This is a genomic window from Avibacterium sp. 21-586 (assembly GCF_026226775.1).
GTDB lineage: Bacteria > Pseudomonadota > Gammaproteobacteria > Enterobacterales > Pasteurellaceae > Avibacterium.
On the sequence record NZ_JAKKOD010000001.1, the window covers coordinates 768455 to 794228 of the forward strand.

Here is a 25774-nt window from a genome sequence, read left to right on the forward strand (position 1 = left end):
AAAGACGTTTAGACGTCTATTTGATTAATAATAAAGACAGGAGTTCGATTATGACAACATTTCATCTTTTAGGTTTTCCGCGTGTTGGTGCGAAACGTGAGCTTAAATTTGCCCAAGAGCGTTATTGGCGTGGCGAGATTGTAGAGCAAGATTTATTGGATATTGCCAAAGCTTTGCGTGAAATTAACTGGAAACACCAAGCAGCTGCCAATGCAGATTATGTGGCGGTGGCAGATTTCACGTTTTATGATCATATTTTAGATCTGCAAGTAGCAACAGGGGCAATTCCTGCGCGTTTTGGTTTTGATAGCCAGCAATTAACGCTTGATCAATATTTCCAACTGGCGCGTGGTAACAAAGAACAATTCGCCATTGAGATGACAAAATGGTTTGATACCAACTATCACTATTTAGTGCCAGAATTTCACAAAAACACAGAGTTTAAAGCTAACCCAGCCCATTATGTACAACAAATTCGTGAAGCAAAAGCCCTTGGTTTAAATGTGAAACCAACCATTGTTGGCCCATTAACGTTCTTACATTTAGGTAAAGAAAAAGGTGAAGCCTTTGATCGCTTTGAATTATTAAGCAAACTCGTGCCTATTTATGTGGAAATTCTTAATGCGTTAGCCGCAGAAGGCGTGGAATGGATCCAAATTGACGAGCCTGCTCTTGCGGTAGATTTACCTGCTGAATGGGTTGCGGCGTATAACGCAGTTTATGCTGAGTTAAGCGAAAAAGTGAATGCGAAGTTATTATTGGCAACCTATTTTGGCTCGGTAGCAGAACACGCTAACTTATTGAAATCTTTACCTGTGGACGGCTTGCACATTGATTTAGTGCGAGCGCCTGAGCAACTGACTGCCTTTGCCGATTATGACAAAGTGCTTTCAGCTGGCGTGATTGATGGACGCAACGTATGGCGTGCGAATCTCAATCAAGTGCTAGACGTACTTGAGCCGTTAAAAGCGAAATTGGGCGATCGTTTATGGATCGCACCAAGCTGCTCTTTATTGCATAGCCCTTATGATTTATCAGTAGAAGTGCAATTAAAAGAAAATAAACCTGAGCTTTATAACTGGCTTGCCTTTACTTTACAAAAAGTGCAAGAATTATCGGTAATTAAGACCGCACTTGAGCAAGGTCGCACCACCGTTCAAGCAGAATTAGCTGCTAGCCAAACTGCTGCAGATGCGCGAGCTAACAGCACTGAAATTCACCGCCCTGAAGTGGCTGAACGTTTAGCTAATTTGCCAGCAGGGGCCGATCAACGTAAATCGCCATTTGCTGAGCGTATTGCAAAACAAAATGCGTGGCTAAATTTACCGTTATTGCCAACTACCAATATTGGTTCATTCCCACAAACTAGCGAAATTCGTCAAGCGCGTGCGCAATTTAAGAAAGGCACATTAAGCCTTGAAGATTACGAAGCGGCGATGAAAAAAGAAATTGAATTAGTCGTGCGTGAGCAAGAACGTTTGGATTTAGACGTGTTAGTACACGGCGAAGCAGAACGTAACGATATGGTGGAATATTTCGGTGAATTATTAGATGGTTTCGCCTTCACCAAATTCGGTTGGGTACAAAGCTACGGTTCACGTTGCGTTAAGCCACCAATTATTTACGGTGATGTAGTTCGCCCTGTACCGATGACGGTTCGTTGGTCACAATATGCACAAAGCCTAACTAACAAAGTAATGAAAGGAATGCTCACCGGCCCGGTTACAATTTTACAATGGTCGTTCGTGCGAAACGATATTCCACGCGCTACTGTGTGTAAACAAATTGGCGTGGCACTTTCTGACGAAGTGTTAGACTTAGAAAAAGCAGGCATTAAAGTGATCCAAATTGATGAACCGGCAATCCGCGAAGGCTTACCGCTCAAACGCGCAGACTGGGACGCTTATCTACAATGGGCAGGCGAAGCATTCCGTTTAAGCTCAATGGGCGTGCAAGATGATACACAAATTCACACTCATATGTGTTATTCCGAGTTTAACGACATTCTGCCAGCTATCGCCGCTCTTGATGCAGACGTGATCACCATTGAAACTTCACGTTCAGATATGGAACTGTTAAACGCATTCGCCGATTTCAAATATCCAAATGATATTGGCCCAGGTGTGTACGATATTCACAGCCCACGCGTACCAAAAGCAGAAGAGATTGAACATCTGCTACGCAAAGCCTTGAAAGTGGTACCAAAAGAGCGTTTATGGGTGAACCCAGACTGTGGCTTAAAAACCCGTGGCTGGAAAGAAACCTTACAGCAATTAGAAGTGATGGTTGATGTTACGAAGAAATTGCGTGCTGAACTTGCTTAATGAAAACTAAAAAGTTGAGAAAAAATCACCGCACTTAAAGAGTAAAAGATCAGATCAAATCTGACAAATTGCAATAAAAAATGAGCGTTTCCTGTTTAGGATTTGAGTACAACATTCAATCTAAATCCAAAAGGCAACGCTCATTTTTAATGAGTTATCAGATCTCATCTGTGCTTCTACATTTATTTACATCATTCCCTTAACGTTAGTAAGATGAGATTGAACTGAGATATATTTTCTATTAAACTTACTCTATTATTCAGCCAGTTATATCGATGTCTTTATGAAGCCTTTGTTTTCTTTTCCTAATTTCAAAACATTACAGCCTTATGATAAACGTTTTTTAAAACGATTACGTTCTAGAATCCGTTACTATTTTTATCGCTTACAATGTTATAAAGAATGTAACCAATTTGTGAATTTTCTAAATCAAAATCCACAGTGGATTACAATTTTTGATAAAGTACCATATCGCTGTAATACGGTTTTAAGAAAGTATTGTGATAATCGTTTTAGTAAAAGCACACGTATTGAAGCGATATTGGCTAATTTTGATTTAGCAGAAAAACGCTTAGGACTTTCTACTATTGACACACTAAACAAACAAGAGCGAGTTCTATTAGCGGAATTACCCGCTGAGTTTAAGCTTTATCTGAATCTTAATAAGATAGATCCTTTTGAAGGTTTTTGGTCAATTAATATCGAAAATCACGAAAAAGAGAGTGTATATGATGCGTCTTTCAGTTTTTTACTACCAAATCAATTATTAATTGCTTCAATTCAAGGTCCTAACGAATCAAATTCACAGCAGTTAGTAAAATCAGCCACAAAAAACCTACACGGTATTCGCCCAATGTTTATGCTTGTAAATGTATTTAAGATATTAAGTCAAATTTGGGGTTGTAAATTAATAGCTATCCCTCATAAAAATCAATCTAAATACCGTTGGAATGATTCCAATCGACTTTTATTTAATTACGATGAATTTTGGCAAGAAAATGACGGAAAATTAAATAAAGAAGGTTATTGGGAATTACCTATAGAAATTGAGCGTAAGCCCTTAGAAGAAATTCAAAGTAAAAAGCGTTCAATGTACCGTAAACGTTATGAAATGCTTGATAAACTCGCGATGGATCTAGTCGCCCTATTTTAAGGGGCTATACTAAAAATAACCACAACAGGTTATGTATTTAAAATAAGCTATTCACTCTCAAAAATGGCATTTTTAGTTGTACCAAACCCCTCCATTCTGACAGTCTACCATTGAAAAACGCGTGTCTGTCAGATTTATTTGGGTTTAAATTTTTCTGCCTACCTAAATATATTTACCGTATACCTATCCTCTGATATCAATATTTTTCTAAAATTGAACCACAAGCAACCATAAAAAATACTGCCCGATTGATTATTCACTATTAATTAATTTGATGTTTAAATTGATTGCCAGTTTCGAATATATGGCAATGATAAATTAGACAGGCTAAAAACACATAAGTTATCGCCACACCAAACTAAAATAGGTGTGGCGAGACACTATTTACGCACAGCTGTTAGCAATCATAGCTGATAAAATATCTGAAATGTATAACGATAGTTTAGAAAGAACCATTATTTAGACGGTTTGCTACGCACCACATTCAAGCCTGAAAAACTTTGTGCTACCGGCATAATTTCAATGCGGTTGATATTAACGTGGGCGGGTTGTTGGTAGATCCATAACACGGTGTTGGCGATGTCTATTGGCTCAATGGGTTGTACGTTGGCATATACGCTGGCGGCTTTGCTGTCGTCGCCTTTGAAACGTACATTAGAAAACTCAGTGCCGCCACATAATCCCGGTTCTACATTGGTTACACGCACCTTGGTGCCAGCTAAATCAGCACGCAAGTTCAAGCTAAATTGTTCTACAAACGCCTTGGTTGCACCGTAAACATTACCACCTGGGTAAGGATATGTGCCTGCGATTGAGCCTAAATTGATGATATGCCCCTGTTGGCGTTCTACCATTTGCGGCAGCACTTTACGGGTGAGATAGGTTAAACCCACAATATTGGTGTTGATCATTGTTAACCAATCGTCAAAATTGGCTTGATGTGCTGGCTCTAAACCTAGCGCTAAACCAGCGTTATTCACGAGCAAATCAATTTGTTGGAATGCTTCAGGAAGCGTTGAAAGTGCGCTATCAATTTCACTTAAATTATTCATATCCATTTGTAATGGAAAGAAATTTTCGCCTAATTCTGCTTGTAACTTTTCCAGTTTTTCTAAACGGCGAGCCGCGCCAATCACATTATATCCTGCTTTAATAAACACTTCGCACATTGCTTTACCAAAGCCTGCAGATGCGCCTGTAATTAAAATTGCCATAATTCCCCCTATTTAGTTTAGTTGAGTTAAATATCCCTTACCTAAGGCATTCATTTGTCGCATAATCCAACGTTGTTTTTTCTGCACAAACGCACTCGGTTTATTGGCTTTAAATATGATTGGATTAGGCAACACCGCTGCCAATAACGCCGCTTCTTGCTGATTAAGTTGTTTCGCTGATTTTTTAAAATAGGCTTGACTGGCAGCTTCTACCCCAAAAATGCCATTACCAAATTCAGCAATGTTTAAATAGACTTCTAAAATCCGTTTTTTTGACCAAAGCAGTTCTACCATTAAGGTGGTCGGCAATTCAATGCCTTTGCGTAGCCAACTTTGTCCGTGCCATAGGTATAAATTTTTTACGGTTTGCTGTGAGATAGTCGATCCACCCCGCACCTTCTTTGATTTTTTATTGTATTTCAATGCCTTATTGATGGCGTCCCAATCAATTCCGTGATGCTGAGCAAATTTCTGATCTTCGGCGGCGATAACGGCTAATTGCATTTGCCACGAAATCTTATCTAAGCTCACCCATTGATATTTAATGGGATAATTTTCACCATTAAAAAAATGACTCACTTTCTGCTGTGCCATATAGGAAGAAAATGGCACAGGCACAAGGCGAAATAGCAAAGTTATGCCTAAAAAAGCCACGAACGCATAAAAAGAATAACGCAAGATCCGTTGTTTAATGCGCTGCAACCATTTTGGCTTCTTATTCTTTCTGCCCATCAAGTTGTTCTTTTACCCATTGCATAAACTCAGGTGGCATTGTTTTGATCATATTTGATCCCCTTGTAATGGTTGCCGCACTGGTGTTCAAATTTTGTTGAATCTCGCGTTGTGAGTAACGCTTATCCAATAACTGCGCCACAATTTGTAAACGCAATCCCACCGCATCTCGTTCATCTGCGGTGAGTAGCAGTGTGAGTAATTCTTGTTCTTTATTTTGTGCAAACGCAGTGCGTAAAATCTCGATAAATGCCTGCCATTGCTCCATATTTTTGCTCACATACATAGCTTTCTCCTAGGATTAAAACGTTTCAGTGTGCTATTAAACTACTTCACTAGTATAATCTATTCTGCTCTACTTGGGTAAATTTTTCTGTCTTTTCTCCTTGCAACAGCTGGTAATAATAATCGTAAGCGAGCACATTTTGCACATAACCACGAGTTTCATAAAACGGAATGGTGGCGATAAATTCTGCCATTGTAAGCTTGCCATTGGATTTTGCCAGCCAGCTATCAACACGCCGAGCGCCTGCATTGTAAGCAGCGGCAATTAAAATGCGATTATTACCATATTTTTCTGCAAGTTGATCAAGATGAGTTGTACCAAGCATAATATTATCAATAGGATCAAACAGTTGGCTCTCTTTTTTATAAGGGAGTTGATCTTGCTCTGCCGTGAGCTTCGCCGTGCTTGGTAACAGTTGCATCAACCCGCGCGCATTGGCAGAAGAGGTTACATTTGCGCGCCACGCACTTTCTTGTCGAGCGATTGCCATAGCAAAAGTGCGGTGGATTTTTGCGTTATTTTTATTATTGATAAATAAATCAAACCACGTTTGGTAAGTGTTAGGTAAACGCAAGGCAATATAATCCCACGCTTTCGCCTGAATTGTAGCTTCCACTTGCAAATCAGCCCACTGATTTTGTTCGGCATAGTGCGCTAAGGCAAGCTTGCCCGCAAAATCCGAGCTATCTAACAATGCCCGCCATTCACGCTGAATATTAGCACGATCATTTAGAGTCTGTAACTCATTAATACGCGCAAATTGTTTAGCATAGCGCTGTAAAGATTGTTCATTTGATGAAAAAGTTTTCATTGTAGGCTGATAATCCGCCCCCAAACGCAGTGCTGCAAGCATAGGGTAAAATCCGCGTGCATTTCGCTGCATTTGTTGCCAAATCTGTGTGGCTTGTGTGGTTTTGCCTTGCTTAAATAACACTTCACCTTGCCAATATCGCCATTCATCTTTCTGTTTACCTTGTTCCGAAAGCAAATTTAGCCAAGGTTGAATATCCGCTTTTTCACGCAAGGCTACACGAATACGGCGCTCAGTTTGTTTATCTTCTTTTAAGGTTTGCAGGGTTTCGTCACGCCATTGCTGAATAGACGGATTTTCGCTATCAAAAAGCTGGCTTAGCAAGGCAGATTGCCAGCCTTGAGTTTGCGCTGGCGATAAATTAAAGCGAACCGCCCATTGTTGTAAGTGGGCAAAAGGCGTGCTGACATTGAGCTGATCTTCCGTAATCGTTTTAATAAAACGAGGCATTACGGCAAGCAAAATTTGCTTATTTTCATCATTGGCAGGCAAATTTTCTATATAAAAAGTATTGCTTGCAGAAAGCAATAAACGCGGTGATTTCAATAAGTTAACCAAATTTGTCAGCCAATTTTTTAATTCAGCATCTCGCGTAAGCGCCGCCAATTCGCTAATTAAGGCACGATTATTTTTTTCTACGGCGAGCAAGGCACGCTGTTTGATTAAATCTTCAGTAATCACGCCCTGCTCGTAGGCCTGCTGGAAAATAGCTTGGCATTGAGTGGGCGAGCTATTTCCTGTGAGCCATAATGCGTTGATTGTTGTAGCAAGTGCGGTGTTTTTTTCTATAATGTTGTCTGCTGTCGCTTCTGGTTCTGTTTGCGATAAAGGGTGCTTTTCTTGCTGCTGCGCCATCATCACAATGCAAGATGTGGTGTTATCTTTGGATAAATCGTTCACATTGGATAAAATTGCCTGCCAATTTTGTGTGTCGTATTGTTGTTGCAGCCAATAATTAGATAAATTCTTGAGCGGAAAATCAGGGTATTTCTTCGCAAAATCAATAACTTCATCAAAAGACAAAGCAGCTTTTTTCGCTGTTAGAAATTGATGTTCCGCATAAGGTAAGAGTGGATAATCTTGCAGCTGAGCCAACAATGCTTTGACAATACCTAATGTGGTTTCACTTTGGGAAAGGGCTAAATATTGTTGCAGTTTACGATAAATTTCACGTTCGTGCGCCAGTTTTTGTTGGCTTACTAACAATGCTTTTGCGGGATCATTATTTTCAGGGCTAACATCAGCTTTATTGACATTTTGCCCTTCCGCGGCATTTTGCTTTTCCGTTACATTTTGCTCTTGCTTTACATTTTCTGTCGCTTTTATTTCTTTATTTTGTACGGTTGAATGCGCTACACGAGCTGGCTGTGCTGAATTTCCCCATACGAAAAGGGAAAGTGAAGATAAACTTAAGGTAAGCAAGGTTTGGGTAAATTTCATAACATTCCTTTTTATGGCGCTTTTTAGATAAGACAAAAATTTGGTAAAAAACACCGCACTTTTATGCTGTTCTACTCTATTTTCATAACTGCATTTATAAACAAAAGCCCGAATAAATCGGGCTTAAAATTTAACTGATGATTAGACCGCATTTGGCTAAAAAAGTGCGGTGAAATTTTTCAACCTTTTTATGGCAATTCGTCAATATCGTCTTTATTCACTTTTTGAATAACCATATGTTCACGTCTTAAACCGAGATCATAGGCGATACTAATAGCAATATAAATGGTTGAATAAGTACCAAAACCGATACCGATTAAAAGGGCTAATGAGAAACTATGAATCGTAGGCCCACCAAACACAAACAACGCGATCACCACGAAAAGCGTTGTGATCGATGTCATCAAGGTTCTTGATAAGGTTTGGGTGAGTGAAATATCAATAATCTCCACCGTATCAATGCGGCGAATTTTGCGGAAATTTTCACGCACACGGTCAAACACCACAATACTATCGTTCAATGAGTATCCCACCACCGATAAAATGGCTGCCACAAAAGTTAGGTCCATCTCAATTTGGAAATAAGAAAAGATCCCGAGCGTAACAATCACATCGTGCGCAAGGGCAACAATGCCACCAGCCGCTAAACGCCATTCAAAGCGAAATGCAATATAGGCAAGCAACATTAATAAGGTGATCAAGGTTGCATAAATCGCGCCTTGAGTCAGTTCTTCCCCCACATTGGGACCAACAAATTCCACGCTACGAATTTGGATATCATTATCCAATTTATTTAACATTGCCTTGATTTGCGTACCAATATCCGCGCCTCCTGCCGAAGCGGAAAGACGGATTATTACATCACGCACGCCACCAGTGGTTTGCACTAACGGGCTGTCGATACCATTTTCTTTTAAGGTGGCACGGATTTTTTCTAAATCAGCCGGTTGGGAAAAATGCGTATCCACCACCGTACCGCCAGTGAAATCCAAGCCCCAGTTAAAGCCTTTGGTTACAATGCTTGTAATACAAAGTGCGGTAACAATTAATGAGAAAATATAACCCACAAGGCGGTAGCGCATAAATGGGATAAGCCTAAACGGCAAGATTACCCCTTTATATTCATTTACTTTTTTATCTTTTGCAAATAAGCTCATCGTAACCACCTTAAATAGATAATTTCTCAACGCGTTTGCCACCGTAAAGTAAATTTACCAGCATTCGAGTTCCTGTAATTGCAGTAAACATTGAGATCGCAACACCTAATGAAAGAGTGATTGCAAAGCCTTTAATTGGACCGGTTCCCACCGCATAAAGCACGATAGAAGTTAAAATGGTGGTTAAGTTGGCATCAAAAATACTGCTGAATGCACCGCTATACCCCTCATTAATTGCTTGTTGAACGGTGCGGCCATTACGAATTTCTTCTTTAATTCGCTCAAAAATCAGCACGTTTGCATCTACAGACATACCCACCGAAAGAATGATCCCCGCAATCCCCGGCATTGTTAGCGTAGCCCCCGGAATTAACGACATCAAACCCACTAGCAAGACCATATTGGCAAGCAATGCCATACTTGCAAATAAGCCGAACACTTTATAGTAAATCAGCATAAACACCACGGTAATGGCTAAGCCCCAAAGCCCAGCTTGCAAACCTTGTTCCACATTTTGCGCACCGAGTGATGGCCCAACGGTACGTTCTTCCACAATTTGGATTGGTGCGGTCAATGCCCCAGAACGTAATAACACGGAAAGATTAAGCGCTTCATTTGGACTATCAATCCCTGTGATTTGGAATTGACTACCAAAACGCCCTTGGATCGTGGCAATATTAATCACTTCTTCGTGTTTAGCGAGAACTGTTTTGCCATTTTCATCTTTTTTACCGCTGTCTTTATATTCGACATACAAGGTTGCCATTGGCTTTTTCAGATTCATTTTGGTGGTTTGCGACATCATATCGCCACCTTCACTATCCAAGGTGACACTTACTTGTGGCGTACCTGAATTTTGATCAACCCCTGATGACGCATTGACAATATGTTCACCACCTAATACCGCACGTTTGTACAGCACCACTGGTCGACCGTTACGATCAAACTTCACTTCAGAATCTGAAGGCACCATTCCACGCATCGCTGCATCAACATTGGCGTTTTGATTCACTAAACGAAACTCAAGGGTTGCTGTTGCACCTAAAATTTCTTTTGCGCGCGCCGTATCTTGAACCCCCGGTAATTCCACCACAATACGCTCTGCACCTTGGCGTTGAATCACGGGTTCAGAAACGCCCAATTCTTCCACACGGCGGCGTAAAATACTCAAGTTTTGCTCAATGGCGTGATCGCGCGCTTCATTTAGCGCTGCATCAGATAAGGTTAAAGAAAGGGTGTTATTGGAAATTTCACGAATATCTAAATTGGGGTGTGTTTGACGCAATAAACGCTGAACAGCTGAAAGCTGATCAGGATTTTTCAGGGTAACCACAGTACTATGATTTTCTCCTGCGCGAATAGTGGTATATTGATATTTCGCTTTACGCAATTCGCCCAATAAACCGTCTTGCAACTGCTCTTGACGTTTCGCCAACGCAGTATTCATATCCACTTCCATCAAAAAGCGCACACCACCACGCAAGTCCAAGCCCCATTTCATTGGTGAGCCACCAATATCAGAGAGCCATTTTGGTGTGGCAGGCGCAAGGTTAAGCGCCACCGAATAGCCATTGCCTAATTTTTCGCTAATTTTATCTTTAGCAAGCAGCTGATCATCGGTGTTATTAAAACGAGCAAGAATTGAACCATTTTCTAATTTAATGGATTTTGTGGTGAGATGATTTTCGTTAAGAAGCGTTTGCACATTGCTAAGGGTTGTGGTGTTGGCTTCTTGTCCACGCGTTCCTGAAATTTGAACGGCTGGGTCTTCACCGTAAAGATTTGGGAGAGAATATAAAACACCAATGGCGACCACAAGGGTCACCATTATATTCTTCCATAAAGGGTAACGATTTAACATAACTTTCCAGTTCCCTTGCGGAAATAGTTAATAATTAAAGGCTTTTTAATGAACCTTTTGGTAACACAGAAACAATGAAATCACGTTTAATGGTAATTTCTGTACTGTCATTTAATGCAAGAACAACGTAATCGCTTTCTGCCGTGATTTTGGTAATTTTACCAATAATACCGCCAGAAGTAAGAACTTCCGTGCCTTTTGCTAACTCAGCCATTAATTGTTTATGTGCTTTATTACGTTTTGCTTGTGGACGATAAATCATAAAATAGAAAATCAATCCAAACAGAACAAAAATAAACAACATTGACATTGGGCTACCTTGTTGAGCTTCCATCTTTAATCCTTTTTGTTAGTTAATGAAAATGTAGAGCGTTAAAATAGCATAAAAACCCTTTATTGACAAAGCGCTTTTGCAAAAGTGCGGTGATTTATGTTAAGTTTTTTGCCACAAAAATTTCAGTAAAAAGCACCGCTCTTTATGTTTGTAGAACGCATTGTAGAAAACATAAAACCTGCAAAAATGCAGGTTTTATTTTATGCATTAATTTAGTTTTTTCGGCGCGCTGCCATCACTTTCCCCATCGCACTTAATTGTTCTTGCGGGATATGGATTTTGCCAAGTTCAAATAAAGGTTCTTCAATGGCAATATGGCTATCGTAACCTGCAATAAATTGTGCGATAAGCGGTACTGAAATTTGTGTTATTTCGCCTTTTAGCAAGGCTTCCAACTGCACAGACAAAGCCGCCCAGTTTTGATGCAAGGTTGCGTGTTGGCTTTCTAAGCGTTCGACATCCGCTTTGGCTTGTGGGCAGTATTTTAGCAACGCTGGGAAAAAATCTTTTTCTTCATCATCGTGGTGTAATGGCGCAGCAATATTGAAATAATTCAAAATTTGCTGCACATCTTTTTGCACTGCTTGAATGTTGCCATTTTTCTCCAAATAGCTAGGCAAAATATTCAGCTGACGGCAGAACATTTTTACTTTGCCATGGCAGGCGTAAAGCATTTCAATCGGCTCATTCCAGCTGGCAAATTGTTGCGGTTGAAGATTAAGCATTTTGTTCACCTTGTGGGTTAGCAGCTTGGGGATTAGCAGCTTGTGCGTTTTGTTGCACTTCACTTTGCAATGGCGGAACAGGTTTGCCAATGCGCGCATAGAAATCTTGCACAAACTGTTCAAAGGTATCGTTCTCAATGGCTTCACGAATTTGTGCCATTAAGCGTTGATAATAACGTAAATTGTGAATAGTGTTTAATCTTGCACCTAAAATTTCACCGCACTTATCTAAATGGTAAAGATAGGCTTTGGTGTAATTTTTACAGGTGTAACAATCACATTCTGGATCAAGCGGGCTGGTATCATCACGGTATTTTGCATTACGAATTTTCACAATGCCGTCTGTAACGAATAAATGTCCGTTGCGCGCGTTACGCGTTGGCATTACGCAATCGAACATATCAATCCCACGGCGCACGCCCTCTACCAAATCTTCTGGCTTACCTACGCCCATTAAATAACGCGGTTTATCCGCAGGCAGTTGTGGGCAAACATATTCTAAAATGCGGTGCATCTCTTCTTTTGGCTCCCCCACGGCTAGCCCCCCTACAGCATAGCCATCAAAGCCGATATTCACCAAACCTTCGAGGGAAACTTTACGCAATTCTTCATAAATACCCCCTTGCACAATGCCAAACAAGGCATTTTTATTGCCCAGCTCATCAAAGCGATCACGGCTGCGTTTCGCCCAACGGAGCGACATTTCCATGGATTTTTTCGCATAGTCAAAGGTGGCAGGATAAGGCGTACATTCATCAAAGATCATCACGATGTCTGATCCCAGATCATATTGAATTTCCATTGATTTTTCAGGGGAAAGGAAAATACGTTCGCCATTAATTGGATTTTGGAATTTCACCCCTTCTTCGGTAATTTTGCGTAATTTACCTAGGCTGAATACTTGGAAACCGCCACTATCCGTTAAAATCGGGCGATGCCAGTTCATAAAATCGTGTAAATCGCCGTGTTTACGCATAATTTCTTGCCCTGGGCGTAGCCAAAGGTGAAAGGTGTTGCCAAGCAAAATTTCTGCCCCTGTGGCACGCACTTCTTCTGGTGTCATTCCTTTTACCGTGCCATAAGTACCAACAGGCATAAAGGCAGGGGTTTGCACTTCAAATTCCCCTTGCGGGCGTTGGAACGTCATTGTGCCACGGCGTGCCGTGCCATCGGTTTTATGAAGTTTAAATTTCATTGTCATTATGTTTCCTTTTCGAATAAACAGTTCGAGGGTTAATTAATAGGCATTAGCGATTAATCTAAGCCCGTTACATTGGGATTTTTTGTAATAAACATCGCATCGCCATAACTGAAAAAACGGTAGCCATTTTGCACCGCACTTTCATAGGCTTGCATTGTGTACTTGTATCCTGCAAAGGCAGAAACCAGCATAATCAGCGTGCTTTCTGGCAAATGGAAATTGGTGATTAACGCGTCCACCACAAGGAATTTTTTGCCCGGGTAAAGAAAGATGGACGTATCAGAAAAATATGGCTCGAGCAGTTGGCTGCCCTGATTTTCTTGGCTAAATAACGCCGCACTTTCAATGGAACGCACTGAGGTTGTTCCCACAGCAATCACACGCTTACCGTTGGCTTTGGTGCGCAAAATGGCGTCCACCGTTTCCTGCGGCACTTCCACATATTCCGCGTGCATTTTGTGATCTTCAATATTTTCTACCCGCACAGGCTGAAATGTACCAGCGCCAACGTGCAAGGTCACAAAGGCAAAATTCACGCCTTTCACTTTCAGCTTTTCTAATAATTCATTATCAAAATGCAAGCCCGCGGTAGGGGCAGCCACGGCGCCCGGCACTTTGTTATAGACTGTTTGATAGCGTTCTTTATCGGCATCTTCATCAGGACGATCAATATAAGGTGGCAGTGGCATATGCCCGATTTGTTGCAGCACGTCTAAAAGTGCGGTACTTTTTTCTGCCATTTCTAGCTCAAATAAGGTATCGTGGCGGGCTTTCATTACCATTTTAATCCCCTTACCTTCGCCTAATTTATCTTCACCAAGAAACAGTTCCGCCCCTTCTTTCGGCGCTTTGGAAGAGCGAATATGTGCCAGAAAACGATCTTCCGACAAAATGCGCTCCACCAACACTTCAATCTTACCGCCACTGGCTTTGCGTCCATACATTCTCGCTGGGATCACACGGGTATTATTAAAAATCAATAAATCCCCTTCGTTGATCAAATCCACCACATCGGCAAAAGTGCGGTGAAAAAGTTCACCATTTTCACCATTAAGCTGTAATAAACGGCTAGCGGTGCGATCTGCGTTGGGATAACGAGCGATCAATTCATCTGGTAAATCAAAATAAAAATCTGAAACACGCATAATTATTCACGATAAAATACAAAGCTAAAAAGTGGAGGTAGTCTATTGAGATTTTGTCAATTTAACAAGAAAAAAGCATAAAAAAAACCGCACTTTTTTGTGTAAATCCATCAGACATTTAAAAGTACGGTTAAAGATATTAACTCATATTAATCAGTCTTTATCATGACTTAATTGAGGTAACAAAGAGTCCTTTGAAATACTCAACAACCCCGTTTCTGTATAGATACCGAGCTTATCACGAGTATCTACAATATCTAAATTGCGCATTGTTAATTGACCAATACGATCTAAAGGATCAAAAGGCGCATTTTCAATTTTTTCCATACTTAGACGCTCTGGTTGATACGTACTATTTACAGATGAAGTATTTAAAATAGAATAATCATTACCACGGCGTAACTCAAGCGTCACTTCACCTGTAATCGCGCGCGCAACCCAACGTTGAGCGGTTTCACGCAACATAAGTGCCTGTGGATCGAACCAGCGACCTTGGTACAATAAACGACCTAAACGCAAACCATTAATGCGATATTGCTCAATGGTATCTTCATTGTGAATCGCACTGAGTAAACGTTCATAAGCAATATGTAGCAATGCCATTCCTGGTGCTTCATAAATGCCACGAGATTTCGCCTCAATAATACGGTTTTCAATTTGATCTGACATTCCCAGTCCGTGACGTCCACCAATGCGGTTGGCCTCAAGGAATAGCGCCACAAGATCACTAAAGGATTTGCCATTTAATGCCACTGGTATCCCTTCTTCAAAGCGAACCGTTACTTCTTCCGCTTTAATTTCAACATCTTCACGCCAAAATGGCACGCCCATAATTGGATTCACAATGCGAACACCACTGCTTAATAACTCAAGATCTTTTGCCTCGTGCGTTGCACCTAGCATATTAGAATCCGTTGAATAGGCTTTCTCTACTGACATTTTGTATTCAAACCCATTCGCGATTAAGAATTCAGACATTTCATGACGACCGCCTAATTCCTCAATAAAGCGATTATCTAACCAAGGTTTGTAAATTTTTAAATTAGGGTTAGTTAATAAGCCGTAGCGATAAAAACGCTCAATATCATTCCCTTTAAAGGTACTACCATCGCCCCAAATGTTTACATCATCTTCTTTCATTGCTGAAACAAGCATTGTCCCTGTTACGGCACGCCCAAGCGGTGTCGTGTTAAAGTAGGTTGCGCCACCTGTAGAAATATGAAACGCACCACATTGAATGGCGGCAATCCCTTCATGCGCAAGCTGGCTACGACAGTCAACCAAGCGTGCATTTTCTGCCCCATATTCCATTGCTTTGCGTGGAATGGCATTGTAATCATCCTCATCAGGCTGACCTAAATTAGCCGTATAAGCATAAGGAATAGCACCGTTTTGACGCATCCAAAGTAATGCGGCACTGGTATCAAGACCACCTGAAAAAGCAATCCCAACTTTCTGTCCTACTGGAAGACTTTGCAAAATTGTGTTTGACATAGTAATACCTTAATAATTTATGAGTAAGTAACCGTTTGCGCGATTTAAAATCAGCTTATTATCAATGAAATTTTCCCTAAAGTCTATTCTACATTAAAGAGATTTTTAGTTGATCGGTATCATTAAGTTAGGATCTGGGTACTGATAAACAAAGCCCAGCTCCTGAGAAATTTTATTACCCTCAATAATCCGTATCGGATCACTTTCTAAACACACAAAGTGCGGTACAATTAAAGCCAATTTTTTTGCTACATTAGTATAATAATCCTTTTTCTTTGGGTGATTGGGCGCAGAAAGATGATATAAACGATGCCCACAAGGCGTATCTAATAATAGCTCAATAGCTCTCACGCAATCATCTAGATGCACAAGATTGACTGGCGTATTACCGTGCGGTAAATGCGTTTTCCCTGCTAAAGAATAAACAGGATGTCGCGCCAAACCAATTAATCCCGCAAAACGAATAATATCGCAATCTATATTTGGTAACATCGCCAGCCATTGCTCAATTTCTAACAAGCCTCGCCCAATTTCACCATCTGGCTGTGGGATCTGTTGCTCATCAAAATATCCACTTTTCATAGGAAAAACAGAAGTAGAGCTGACAAAAATGAAATGCTGAACACCGTGGTTTAATGCCTCATTAACTAAATTTTTAATACCAAGAATATAATCTTTCACATTAAAAAAATATTGGCTGGGTGGAATGTTTATCACAAGGCAATCCACAGTAAGTAAAGCAGATAAATCTTCAGGCTCACTATCAATTTCAGGGTCAAGCATTAACCGATAGGCTTCTAATCGCATTAAACGCATTTGTTCCACATCACTTTGTATCCGTTTTGAGCCTTTAACCACCCAACCTAAATTTTTCAAATGTCTCCCTAAAGAAAAGCCTAGCCACCCTAGCCCAACTATCGCAACAGATCGCATATTCCCCTCAATATAATTAAATGATAAAACGGTTAATCTCTACTCCCCTGCTAAAGGAGGTTTAAATTTGAACAAAATACCCCATAAGAGTAATTGCATTCTTGCAAAAAATCTAATTAAATCATTATGGCTAATAGAAAGCTATGCTAGCACATTAAAAAGAAATTCAATAACACCTAATTTTTTGTAAATTTACGTATATATAGTGTAAATGTCATCAATTAATACTATACAAGCATATTCTTTACTATATAATCCGCCATTTTATTATTCCGTATATTTAACCTTAACAACATAAAGGAGCTTCAATCCAATGAAATCAACATATTGCAAGTTAGCCCTAGCACTTTTTCCATTAATTGCTACGGGTTGCACCGCTCAAAAGTTACATTGGCAAAATACAAAATCTGTTGCCTATACGGATGTTGTCCCTGAAGGACGTTCATCCGTCGTTATTTATCGTCAAGATGGGGCGATTGAAGGACCGACAGTTAATACTTATATCAATGGCGAATATTTGGCTTCTTTACAACCAAATGCCTACCGTCAAGAGACGGTTTGTGCCGAAAATCAACGTTTATATGCGGAGTTTACTCACCAAGACCCAGGTTATCGTGAAAAAGCAAAAGACGGTACATATTATGATTTACCTGTCAATGCGGTGTCATTCTTTAAAGTGGTTTCCCACAATGGAAGACCAGCTTTACAAGCTGTCGCACCAGAACAAGCGAAAGAAGAATTAAAAGGGTTGCCAGAGCAAACCCATACCTTAGCTCGTGTGGACCACTTAAAATCTTGTCCTAAAGTGTTAAAAAAATACAATCTAGAGGCCTCTGCCCTATTCAAATTTAACCGTGCAGATTATCAAAATATGCTACCAAAAGGTAAACAAGAAATTGCCGAAGTGGCAGCAGACATTAAACAAAATCTAGATAAGATTGCTGATATTGTTGTTGTAGGCCATACCGACCCAGAAGGTAATGACGCATACAACCTAAAATTATCGACAAAACGTGCAGACACCGTGAAAAGAGCGCTTACTGCTGGTGGCATTGATGGTCGTCTAATTAAAGCGGAAGGGCGTGGAGAAACGGAATTACTTATTGCAAATTGCCGTGAATTACATCCGAAAAATGCCAAAGCACGCCAAATGTGTAACCAACCAAATCGTCGTGTAAGCATTGTTGTACACGGAACACAAGAATAATGAGATACATCATCTAAGCAATTTAAGAGTTTAAAGGTAAAAAAGTAATGACAAAACAAATCACATTAAAGATTAATGATGCGAAGCAAACGCTAGAAACAATTAATATTACAGCGGGCAAAAAGCAAGCGGTAGAAGTGAGCGCGAAAGGCAAAGTCAATTATCAGTTAATTGATGACCAAACAGGCTTTGGTCCTGAAAATATTATGATTAAACGTGATGGAAAAGATTTAAAAATCGCGTTTGAAGGTTCAGATATTGAAAGTCCAGATTTAATCATCAAAGATTATTATGATGAAAATGGCCAAGCAGCGGATACTAGCTTGCTTGTTGGTTTACATGAAAATGGCAACATTTACCCTTATGTGCCAGAAAGCACCTTAAAAGCGGATGCAGTAACAGAGCTTGCTGATCAAACATCAGCAGGGCAAGCATTAGGTGGCGAACCGATTGGCGCGTTATGGGCATTTAGTCCGTGGTGGTTATTAGGTTTAATCCCGCTAGCACTTGGTGGGATTGCATTGGCGCATCATAGTAAAGATACACCAACCACAGGTGCACCAACATTAGAGCTAGTTGAAAATAATGGTAACCCAACAGGTGGTGTAAAAGTAACGCCTAAGGCTAACAACGATAAAGTCACCATCAATTATACTGATGAAAATAACAATCCTCAGACTATTGTAATTAATAAAAATTCAGATGGCACTTGGTCTCCAGAAGGTACATTACCAGCTGGGGCTACCTTAGATCCAACAACAGGCACAATAACCTTAACCCCAGATGCAGTAAAAGATAACAGCAAAGTTGTTGCTATCGGTGAACAAGACGGTGCAAAAGCTAACAGCAGCGAGATAACTACACCAGCTTACGATGATTTCGATGGCGATGGTAATCCAGACCACGACACCGATCCATCACTCGTGCCTGCTGGTAAAACCTTGGACAACGATGATGACAACGACGGTGTAAATAATTCTGATGAAGAAGCAGTTGGCACCGATCCGAAAAATCCAACCTCAACCACGGATGCACAAGGCAACCCTGTGAATGATGGTGATTTAGATTCAGACGGTGACGGTAAATCAAATGCCGAAGAATCGGATGATAATGGTTCAGCTATCACTGATGACAATGGTAATGGCAAATCTGACTTGTTAGAAAAACCAGCTGCACCAAGTGTTGTCTTGTCTGATAAGAACGGTAATCCAACAGGTGGCGTAGAAATCACACCAAGTGCTGAAAATGACAACGTGACCATCACTTATACGGATGAAAATGATCAGCCACAAACGATCGAAGTGGTGAAACAACCGGATGGCACTTGGGCACCAAAAGAAGGAACAACCTTACCTGAAGGGGCAACCTTAGACCCTGAGACTGGTAAAGTCACCCTTACCCCAGATGCAGTGAAAGACAATAGCGACGTTACTGCTGTTGGTGAAAATGCCGGTGCAACATCTGACCCAGCTACCGTAACTACACCTAAATATGACGATTTCGATGGCGATGGTAATCCAGACCACGACACCGATCCATCACTCGTGCCTGCTGGAAAAACCTTAGACAACGATGATGACAACGACGGTGTAAATAATTCTGATGAAGAAGCAGTTGGTACCGATCCGAAAAATCCAATGACTGATGGTAAAACACCAGATGGCGATTTAGATTCAGACGGTGACGGTAAATCAAATGGCGAAGAATCAGATGATAATGGTTCAGACATCACTGATGGCAATGGTAATGGCAAATCTGACTTGTTAGAAAAACCAGCTGCACCAAGTGTTGTCTTGTCTGATAAGAACGGTAATCCAACAGGTGGCGTAGAAATCACACCAAGTGCTGAAAATGACAAAGTAACCATCACTTATACGGATGAAAATGATCAACCACAAACAATCGAAGTGGTGAAACAACCGGATGGTACTTGGGCACCAAAAGAAGGAACAACCTTACCTGAAGGGGCAAGCTTAGACCCTGAGACTGGTAAAGTCACCCTTACCCCAGATGCAGTGAAAGACAATAGCGACGTTACTGCTGTTGGTGAAAATGCCGGTGCAACATCAGACCCAGCTACCGTAACTACACCTAAATATGACGATACAGACGGTGATGGCAATCCAGACCACGACACCGATCCATCACTCGTGCCAGCAGATAAGACCTTAGATAACGATGATGACAACGACGGTGTAAATAATTCTGATGAAGAAGCGGTTGGCACCGATCCGAAAAATCCAATGACTGATGGTAAAACGCCAGATGGCGATTTAGATTCAGACGGTGACGGTAAATCAAATGGTGATGAATCTGACGATAATGGTTCAGACATCACTGATGGCAATAGCAATGGCAAATCTGACTTGATAGAAAAACCAGCTGCACCAACTGTTGAATTAGCTGGCGAGAAAGATCCTGCTACAAATAAAGTAACCAAACCAACAGGTGGCGTAGAAATCACACCAAATGCTGAAAATGACAAAGTGACCATCACTTATACGGATGAAAATGATCAACCACAAACGATCGAAGTGGTGAAACAACCGGATGACACTTGGGCACCAAAAGAAGGAACCTTACCTGAAGGGGCAACCTTAGACCCTGCAACAGGTAAAGTCACTCTTACCCCTGATGCAGTGAAAGACAATAGCGACGTTACTGCTGTTGGTGAAAATGCCGGTGCAACATCAGACCCTGCTACAGTAACGACACCAAAATATGACGATACAGACGGTGATGGTAATCCAGACCACGACACCGATCCATCACTCGTGCCAGCAGATAAGACCTTAGATAACGACGATGACAACGACGGTGTAAATAATTCTGATGAAGAAGCAGTTGGCACCGATCCGAAAAATCCAATGACCGATGGTAAAACACCAGATGGCGATTTAGATTCAGACGGCGATGGTAAGACTAATGCTGAAGAATCAGATGACAATAGCTCAACGCCTACCGATACAGCTCCTAAGGATGGTAAAGCGGATATTACCACTATTGGTAAACCAACAATCGATATCCCTGAAGCTACCGATAAAGTGAATGCTGAAGAAGCTAAAGATGGGGTTCAAACTAACGTAACCTTACCAACTGGAACGAAGGTTGGAGATAAAGTTGTGTTAACCGTAACCAAACCAGACGGCACAACCACCACGGCAGAAACAACGGTTACTCAAGCTGATCTTGATGCTGGTAAAGCTACGGTAACGATTCCAAAAGACGCGTTACCAACTGATGGTAATTATTCTGCGGAAGCAAAAATTACTGATGCAAGCGGTACAGATCGTAGCGAAATTAGTGAACCAGCCGCATTTGAATTAGATACAACAGCGCCAAGTAGCACAACGACTGAAATCACCAACGTCAAAGTGGCGGGGGATGATAACAAACTTGACCCAGTAGAAGGGAATAAATCAACTTCTACCGTTACAGGTCAAGTAACCGGTGAATTCAAAGCAGATGATGTTGTCACTGTTACTGTAAATGGTAAAGAATATACGGGTAAAGTTGATTCTGAGGGCAACTTCAGCATTGATGTACCAACTGCTGATTTAAAAGCGGATACGGATAAAGTGGTTGATGTAAAAGTGACTGCAACCGATGCTGCAGGCAATAAAGGTGATGTGTCTACAACAAAAGATTACGCTGTTGAACAACCAACACAACCAACGATTACTATTACAGATGATCAAGCCAAAGACGTAGCAAACAAGGCTGATGGTGACATCACGTTTACCCTTAGACCAAGTGAACCACTAACAGGCTTAGATCAATCTGATATTACCCCAACTAATGGTACAGTGAAATCATTTACCAAAAATGATGATGGCTCTTACACTGTTGTTGTGACTCCGAGTGAGAATCTAGACAATGGTCAAGAGGTGAAAATTGCTGTGGCTGAAGGTGCTGCAACCAGCACTGCAACAGGTGCAGGTAATAAAGCCGTTGAGGGTGGACAAAAAGTGGATAATGTCGCGCCAGACGCGCCAACAGGTGCACTTGATGACACGGGTTCAAATACAACTGACGGTGTGACAAAAGATAATACTGTTAGCGTAACTGGCATTGAACCGAATGCAACTTGGGAATATAGCACTGACGGTGGCAATACCTGGACGAAAGGAACAGGTACAGAATTTACCTTACCAGAAGGCACTTACCCAGCAGGTAATATCCAAGTACGCCAAACTGATGCAGCAGGTAATGTATCTGAAGTGACAAAAGTCAATGAAGGTAAAGAAATTACTGTTGATACAACAAAACCGACAGATACACAAGTTACTGACGTTAAAGTAGCTGGAGACGGTACTCTTGATACCACAGAGCAAGGTAATGCAACTACTCCTGTTACAGGTAAAGTAACCGGCACTTATACTGCAGGTGACACCGTTACCGTTACCGTAAATGGTAAAGAAACAAAAGGCACAGTGGATGCTGATGGCAACTTTACAGTTAATGTACCAACTCAAGACTTAAAAGATGCAGGTACTAAAACAGTAAGCGTATCAGTAACACCAACCGATGCTGCAGGCAACACTGGCGATCCTGTAAATGGTTCAGCAAACTACACGGTTGACCCTGCACCAGTAACACCACCGCCACAACCACAACCAACTCCTGCAGAAGTAAGCAGTGTAGCGGTGGATAAAACACAAGTGAATGAGGGAGAGACTGCAACCTTTACCGTAACCATGAATAATGGTAACGGGGCAAGCAATGTACCATTTACTTTAACAGGTATCCAAGAGTCTGACCGTGGCCCATTAGAGTTTAGTAATGGTGTTACTCAAAATGAAGACGGTACACTCAATATTCCAAATGGTGTAACCGAGTTCACTGTAAAAGTACCATTTACTGCGGATGAAACTACAGAAGGTAATGAAACTGCGACTCTCACTGCAGGTGAACAAAGTGCTAATACCACAGTTATTGACAGTAGTACTACACCAGCAACACCGCAACCAACACCAACAGGGCCAGAAAAACCAACGATTGCTTTAACTAGCGATACAGGCTCAAGTGATTCTGATAAGAATACCAATAATGGTGAATTAACCATTGATGCGAAAGATGGTGAAATCAAATCTGTGGTCGTCACCAAAAAAGATGGCTCAACAGAAACTATTAACCTAGTAGATGGTAAATATACCTTACCAGAAGGTGAATATACTAAGGTTGTAGTCACAACAACGAAAGATGGCGTAGATAATACGGCTGAATTAACCGATGTTGTGATTGATAAAACAGCACCAACCCCTGTTATTACCGAGTTAAAAGTATCGGCTGATGACCAAATCAGCACGGCTGAGCAGGCTGAGACGAATACAGCGGTAACAGGAACGGTAACAGGTGCGAAAGCAGGCGATACGGTAACCGTTAAAGTAGCAGGTAGTGATACAAAATATACTGGTACTGTGGGTTCAGACGGCAGCACATTCAGCGTGGAGGTGCCAACTCAAGCCTTAAAAGATGCAGGAACTAAATCGGTAACCGCATCAGTAAGTAGTACAGATACCGCAGGTAACACTGGAACATCGGCCGATAAAACAACTAGTTATACTGTTGAATCTGCTGATCCAGCACCAACATTAACAGATATTACGCCAAGTATTACAAGAATTATGAGTGATTCTGGTGTACAAGGTGATTTTATAACAAATGATAATACACCAGTTGTTATTGGTTCTTTGAGCCGTGAGTTAGCAAGTGGTGAAACGGTTAAAATCAGTTTAGATGAAGGAAAAACTTGGGTAGATATTGGGCGAGTTCGAACAACAACGACTATGCATAATCTCGATCAATCTATTACTTTCAAAGAAGGCTCTACCCCAGTTTGGGTTAAAGTAGTGAATGAGGCGGGTCAGGAAAGTGCGATTGCGAAACAAAATGTTATCATCGATACTCAAATTACTGATGATGAAAAACCAACATTATCGACTAACGATGACAATGGTGTAGATATTACGGTACCAGCAGATGCACCATCAGGCACACAAATTACTGTAACTGTTCCTCGTGAAGATACAACGGAAAGCGAAGTAACTCTTACGAAGAACCCTGATGGTAGTTGGACAAGTAGTGATCCATCTGTTGTACCAAGTATTCCAGTAGGTGGCACAACGGCAACAATCCCTGATGATAAAATCCGTGATGGTGAGCCTGTTAAAGTTACCGTAACCGATGCAGCAGGAAATACAAGTAACCCTGATGATGTGTCATCTGCGACACCACCATCAGATACTTGGTCTCCACGTTGGAGCACGGATGCATCTGGTACACCTCTCGAAAGAGTTGAACCAAGACAAATTGCGGATCCTTATCAAGGTGAAGTCAAGGCACCAGCTGGTACACAATTAAGAATATCAGATATCTCAAGTAATTCATTTGAGGGAGGGAATGATCCTACTGGAGCAAATACCAATTATCAAAATTACGAAAAAATTGATAAAGATGAGCGTGGTCCAATTTTTGTAACAACTATTAGTAATGATGGTAGTACGCAGGGTGCTGAGTATGTTCAGAGAATAGCCAGAGGTGATATTCAAGTTAACTGGGATACTAAAGGGCGTGATGATATAATCTCTGTTGAGGCAGGAAAAACATACCTTATTACAGATAAATATGGAAATGTTACTGTTATAGATGGCTCAAACGTTGGTGAAAACAGATTAAGTTATGATATTCCTTTCCCTAAACAAGTTCGTGATTCAAATCATGAGTTGATTGAAGCACCTGGTTGGGCACAGCTTAGAGGACTGCTCCAAGAATATTCAAATCGCTCTGTAGATACTGGAGAAACCAATAGCGATGTTGTAGACAATGCATCAGGTAGCTATACATTCACTGATGCTAATGATAGCTTTACTGTCCTCAATAATGTGAATGCCGACAGCCATATTGAAATGAATGCAGGCAATGATTCCATTAGCGTACGCGGTAATACTGACGCTGGCACTGTGATCGATATGGGCTCTGGCCATGATCTTGTTGTGATTGATGGTTTAGCAGAGAGCACAACCATCTTGACTCAGGCTGGGGATGACATTGTAGAAGTGGGTAGCATTAATATGACCACAATTGATACTGGTCTTGGTAATGATACTATCACCATCAACACTGCAATTGGTCATAACGAAGGCTTAAGCAATAACACCCTTAACCTAGGTGACGGGCATGACAGCTTGCTTATTGGCTATGAGGTGAACTATTCTGTTATCAGCAATGTACAAGGTGTAGAGTTAATTGAAGTGCATGGTGATCATAACCAAGTAGATCTAGACTCGGTTAATGCTTCAGAAGGAAATGTATTGAGCATTTACGGAGATGACAGTACGGTTATCACCAGCTCGTTATCACTCACTAAAGGCAATGCCGTAACCATCACCGATTATAATGGTGAATCTATTGCGGCACACGAATACCGTGCGGATAGCAAGGTTGTTTATATTGCCGATAATCTTGAGCAGAATATCACAATAATCTAATTATTGAGATAGCCTATAAAATGAATCCCCTGCTTAAGCAGGGGATTTTTTTATTATTGATATCGTTATTTCAATATTTTTCACATCTATCAAGGCAGGGATAAATATATAGTAAAAGCCATTAAACATCGCACCAAAACTATATATACCAGCTCTCGAAAGCCTGCTCCACTTTCAAGCTTGGCTAGTATTATTTATCGATACTCTGATGAATATATCATATGATTATCGTCGCGAATTTAATTGATTTTTACGCAAAGAATAAAA

At 41.0% G+C, this 25774-nt stretch carries 16 protein-coding genes; 4 read left to right on the plus strand and 12 right to left on the minus strand.

Annotated features, from left to right (window positions below):
• Positions 1-50 precede the first annotated feature (50 nt).
• Positions 51-2324: a 5-methyltetrahydropteroyltriglutamate--homocysteine S-methyltransferase gene (metE, locus tag L5B71_RS03495; protein WP_265757004.1), complete on the plus strand. Its 2274-nt coding sequence runs from the start codon at positions 51-53 to the stop codon at positions 2322-2324.
• A 283-nt stretch (positions 2325-2607) separates the two neighbouring features.
• Positions 2608-3477, plus strand: coding sequence for a VirK/YbjX family protein (locus tag L5B71_RS03500; RefSeq protein ID WP_265757005.1), 870 nt, complete (start codon positions 2608-2610; stop codon positions 3475-3477).
• 455 nt (positions 3478-3932) lie between these two features.
• Here the strand turns inward: L5B71_RS03500 and L5B71_RS03505 are convergent, their stop codons facing one another.
• The 12 genes from L5B71_RS03505 to L5B71_RS03560 all read right to left on the minus strand — a co-directional run bounded on the left by L5B71_RS03505 (position 3933) and on the right by L5B71_RS03560 (position 16810).
• Positions 3933-4691 (minus strand): SDR family oxidoreductase, encoded by a 759-nt coding sequence (locus L5B71_RS03505; RefSeq protein WP_265757006.1) that lies wholly within the window; start codon positions 4689-4691, stop codon positions 3933-3935.
• 12 nt (positions 4692-4703) lie between these two features.
• Positions 4704-5423 carry a monofunctional biosynthetic peptidoglycan transglycosylase gene (gene mtgA, locus L5B71_RS03510; RefSeq protein ID WP_265757007.1) on the minus strand — a complete coding sequence of 240 codons (720 nt, stop codon included), beginning with the start codon at positions 5421-5423 and terminating at the stop codon, positions 4704-4706.
• Positions 5407-5709, minus strand: a complete 303-nt coding sequence (trpR, locus tag L5B71_RS03515) for a trp operon repressor (protein ID WP_265757008.1) — start codon at positions 5707-5709, stop codon at positions 5407-5409. Before trpR ends, mtgA begins: the two co-directional genes overlap by 17 nt.
• A 49-nt stretch (positions 5710-5758) precedes the next feature.
• Positions 5759-7960, minus strand: a complete 2202-nt coding sequence (locus L5B71_RS03520) for a transglycosylase SLT domain-containing protein (protein WP_265757009.1) — start codon at positions 7958-7960, stop codon at positions 5759-5761.
• Between the two features lie 188 nt (positions 7961-8148).
• Entirely contained in the window at positions 8149-9117 is a 969-nt protein-coding gene (gene secF, locus L5B71_RS03525) for a protein translocase subunit SecF (RefSeq protein WP_265757011.1), read from the minus strand.
• 10 nt (positions 9118-9127) lie between these two features.
• Positions 9128-10978 carry a protein translocase subunit SecD gene (secD, locus tag L5B71_RS03530; RefSeq protein ID WP_265757012.1) on the minus strand — a complete coding sequence of 617 codons (1851 nt, stop codon included), beginning with the start codon at positions 10976-10978 and terminating at the stop codon, positions 9128-9130.
• Positions 10979-11012: 34 nt separating this feature from the next.
• Positions 11013-11312 carry a preprotein translocase subunit YajC gene (gene yajC / locus L5B71_RS03535; RefSeq protein ID WP_265757014.1) on the minus strand — a complete coding sequence of 100 codons (300 nt, stop codon included), beginning with the start codon at positions 11310-11312 and terminating at the stop codon, positions 11013-11015.
• 212 nt (positions 11313-11524) lie between these two features.
• Positions 11525-12037, minus strand: a complete 513-nt coding sequence (locus L5B71_RS03540) for a hemerythrin domain-containing protein (RefSeq protein WP_265757015.1) — start codon at positions 12035-12037, stop codon at positions 11525-11527.
• On the minus strand, positions 12030-13232 hold the full coding sequence (gene tgt / locus L5B71_RS03545) for a tRNA guanosine(34) transglycosylase Tgt (RefSeq protein ID WP_265757779.1): 1203 nt from the start codon (positions 13230-13232) through the stop codon (positions 12030-12032). The genes L5B71_RS03540 and tgt overlap by 8 nt, the downstream gene beginning before the upstream one ends.
• Positions 13233-13291: 59 nt before the next feature.
• Positions 13292-14383, minus strand: coding sequence for a tRNA preQ1(34) S-adenosylmethionine ribosyltransferase-isomerase QueA (gene queA, locus L5B71_RS03550; RefSeq protein WP_265757016.1), 1092 nt, complete (start codon positions 14381-14383; stop codon positions 13292-13294).
• 153 nt (positions 14384-14536) lie between these two features.
• Positions 14537-15877: an argininosuccinate synthase gene (gene argG, locus L5B71_RS03555; RefSeq protein ID WP_265757018.1), complete on the minus strand. Its 1341-nt coding sequence runs from the start codon at positions 15875-15877 to the stop codon at positions 14537-14539.
• Positions 15878-15982: 105 nt separating this feature from the next.
• Complete coding sequence (locus L5B71_RS03560) at positions 15983-16810, minus strand: SDR family NAD(P)-dependent oxidoreductase (protein ID WP_265757019.1); 828 nt, start codon at positions 16808-16810, stop codon at positions 15983-15985.
• 313 nt (positions 16811-17123) lie between these two features.
• Between L5B71_RS03560 and L5B71_RS03565 the strand changes: the two genes are divergently transcribed.
• Together L5B71_RS03565 and L5B71_RS03570 are read left to right on the plus strand one after the other, a co-directional pair.
• A complete protein-coding gene (locus L5B71_RS03565; RefSeq protein WP_265757020.1) occupies positions 17124-18017 on the plus strand; it encodes an OmpA family protein in 894 nt (297 codons plus the stop codon).
• 47 nt (positions 18018-18064) lie between these two features.
• Positions 18065-25507 carry an Ig-like domain-containing protein gene (locus L5B71_RS03570; RefSeq protein WP_265757021.1) on the plus strand — a complete coding sequence of 2481 codons (7443 nt, stop codon included), beginning with the start codon at positions 18065-18067 and terminating at the stop codon, positions 25505-25507.
• Positions 25508-25774: the final 267 nt, after the last annotated feature.

What these genes read in the sequence shown, in the direction of transcription:
- metE (WP_265757004.1), top strand. Translation starts at nt 51, where the DNA reads ATGACAACATTTCATCTTTTAGGTTTTCCGCGTGTTGGTGCGAAACGT.
- L5B71_RS03500 (WP_265757005.1), top strand. Translation starts at nt 2,608, where the DNA reads ATGAAGCCTTTGTTTTCTTTTCCTAATTTCAAAACATTACAGCCTTAT.
- L5B71_RS03505 (WP_265757006.1), bottom strand. Translation starts at nt 4,691, where the DNA reads ATGGCAATTTTAATTACAGGCGCATCTGCAGGCTTTGGTAAAGCAATG.
- mtgA (WP_265757007.1), bottom strand. Translation starts at nt 5,423, where the DNA reads ATGGGCAGAAAGAATAAGAAGCCAAAATGGTTGCAGCGCATTAAACAA.
- trpR (WP_265757008.1), bottom strand. Translation starts at nt 5,709, where the DNA reads ATGTATGTGAGCAAAAATATGGAGCAATGGCAGGCATTTATCGAGATT.
- L5B71_RS03520 (WP_265757009.1), bottom strand. Translation starts at nt 7,960, where the DNA reads ATGAAATTTACCCAAACCTTGCTTACCTTAAGTTTATCTTCACTTTCC.
- secF (WP_265757011.1), bottom strand. Translation starts at nt 9,117, where the DNA reads ATGAGCTTATTTGCAAAAGATAAAAAAGTAAATGAATATAAAGGGGTA.
- secD (WP_265757012.1), bottom strand. Translation starts at nt 10,978, where the DNA reads ATGTTAAATCGTTACCCTTTATGGAAGAATATAATGGTGACCCTTGTG.
- yajC (WP_265757014.1), bottom strand. Translation starts at nt 11,312, where the DNA reads ATGGAAGCTCAACAAGGTAGCCCAATGTCAATGTTGTTTATTTTTGTT.
- L5B71_RS03540 (WP_265757015.1), bottom strand. Translation starts at nt 12,037, where the DNA reads ATGCTTAATCTTCAACCGCAACAATTTGCCAGCTGGAATGAGCCGATT.
- tgt (WP_265757779.1), bottom strand. Translation starts at nt 13,232, where the DNA reads ATGAAATTTAAACTTCATAAAACCGATGGCACGGCACGCCGTGGCACA.
- queA (WP_265757016.1), bottom strand. Translation starts at nt 14,383, where the DNA reads ATGCGTGTTTCAGATTTTTATTTTGATTTACCAGATGAATTGATCGCT.
- argG (WP_265757018.1), bottom strand. Translation starts at nt 15,877, where the DNA reads ATGTCAAACACAATTTTGCAAAGTCTTCCAGTAGGACAGAAAGTTGGG.
- L5B71_RS03560 (WP_265757019.1), bottom strand. Translation starts at nt 16,810, where the DNA reads ATGCGATCTGTTGCGATAGTTGGGCTAGGGTGGCTAGGCTTTTCTTTA.
- L5B71_RS03565 (WP_265757020.1), top strand. Translation starts at nt 17,124, where the DNA reads ATGAAATCAACATATTGCAAGTTAGCCCTAGCACTTTTTCCATTAATT.
- L5B71_RS03570 (WP_265757021.1), top strand. Translation starts at nt 18,065, where the DNA reads ATGACAAAACAAATCACATTAAAGATTAATGATGCGAAGCAAACGCTA.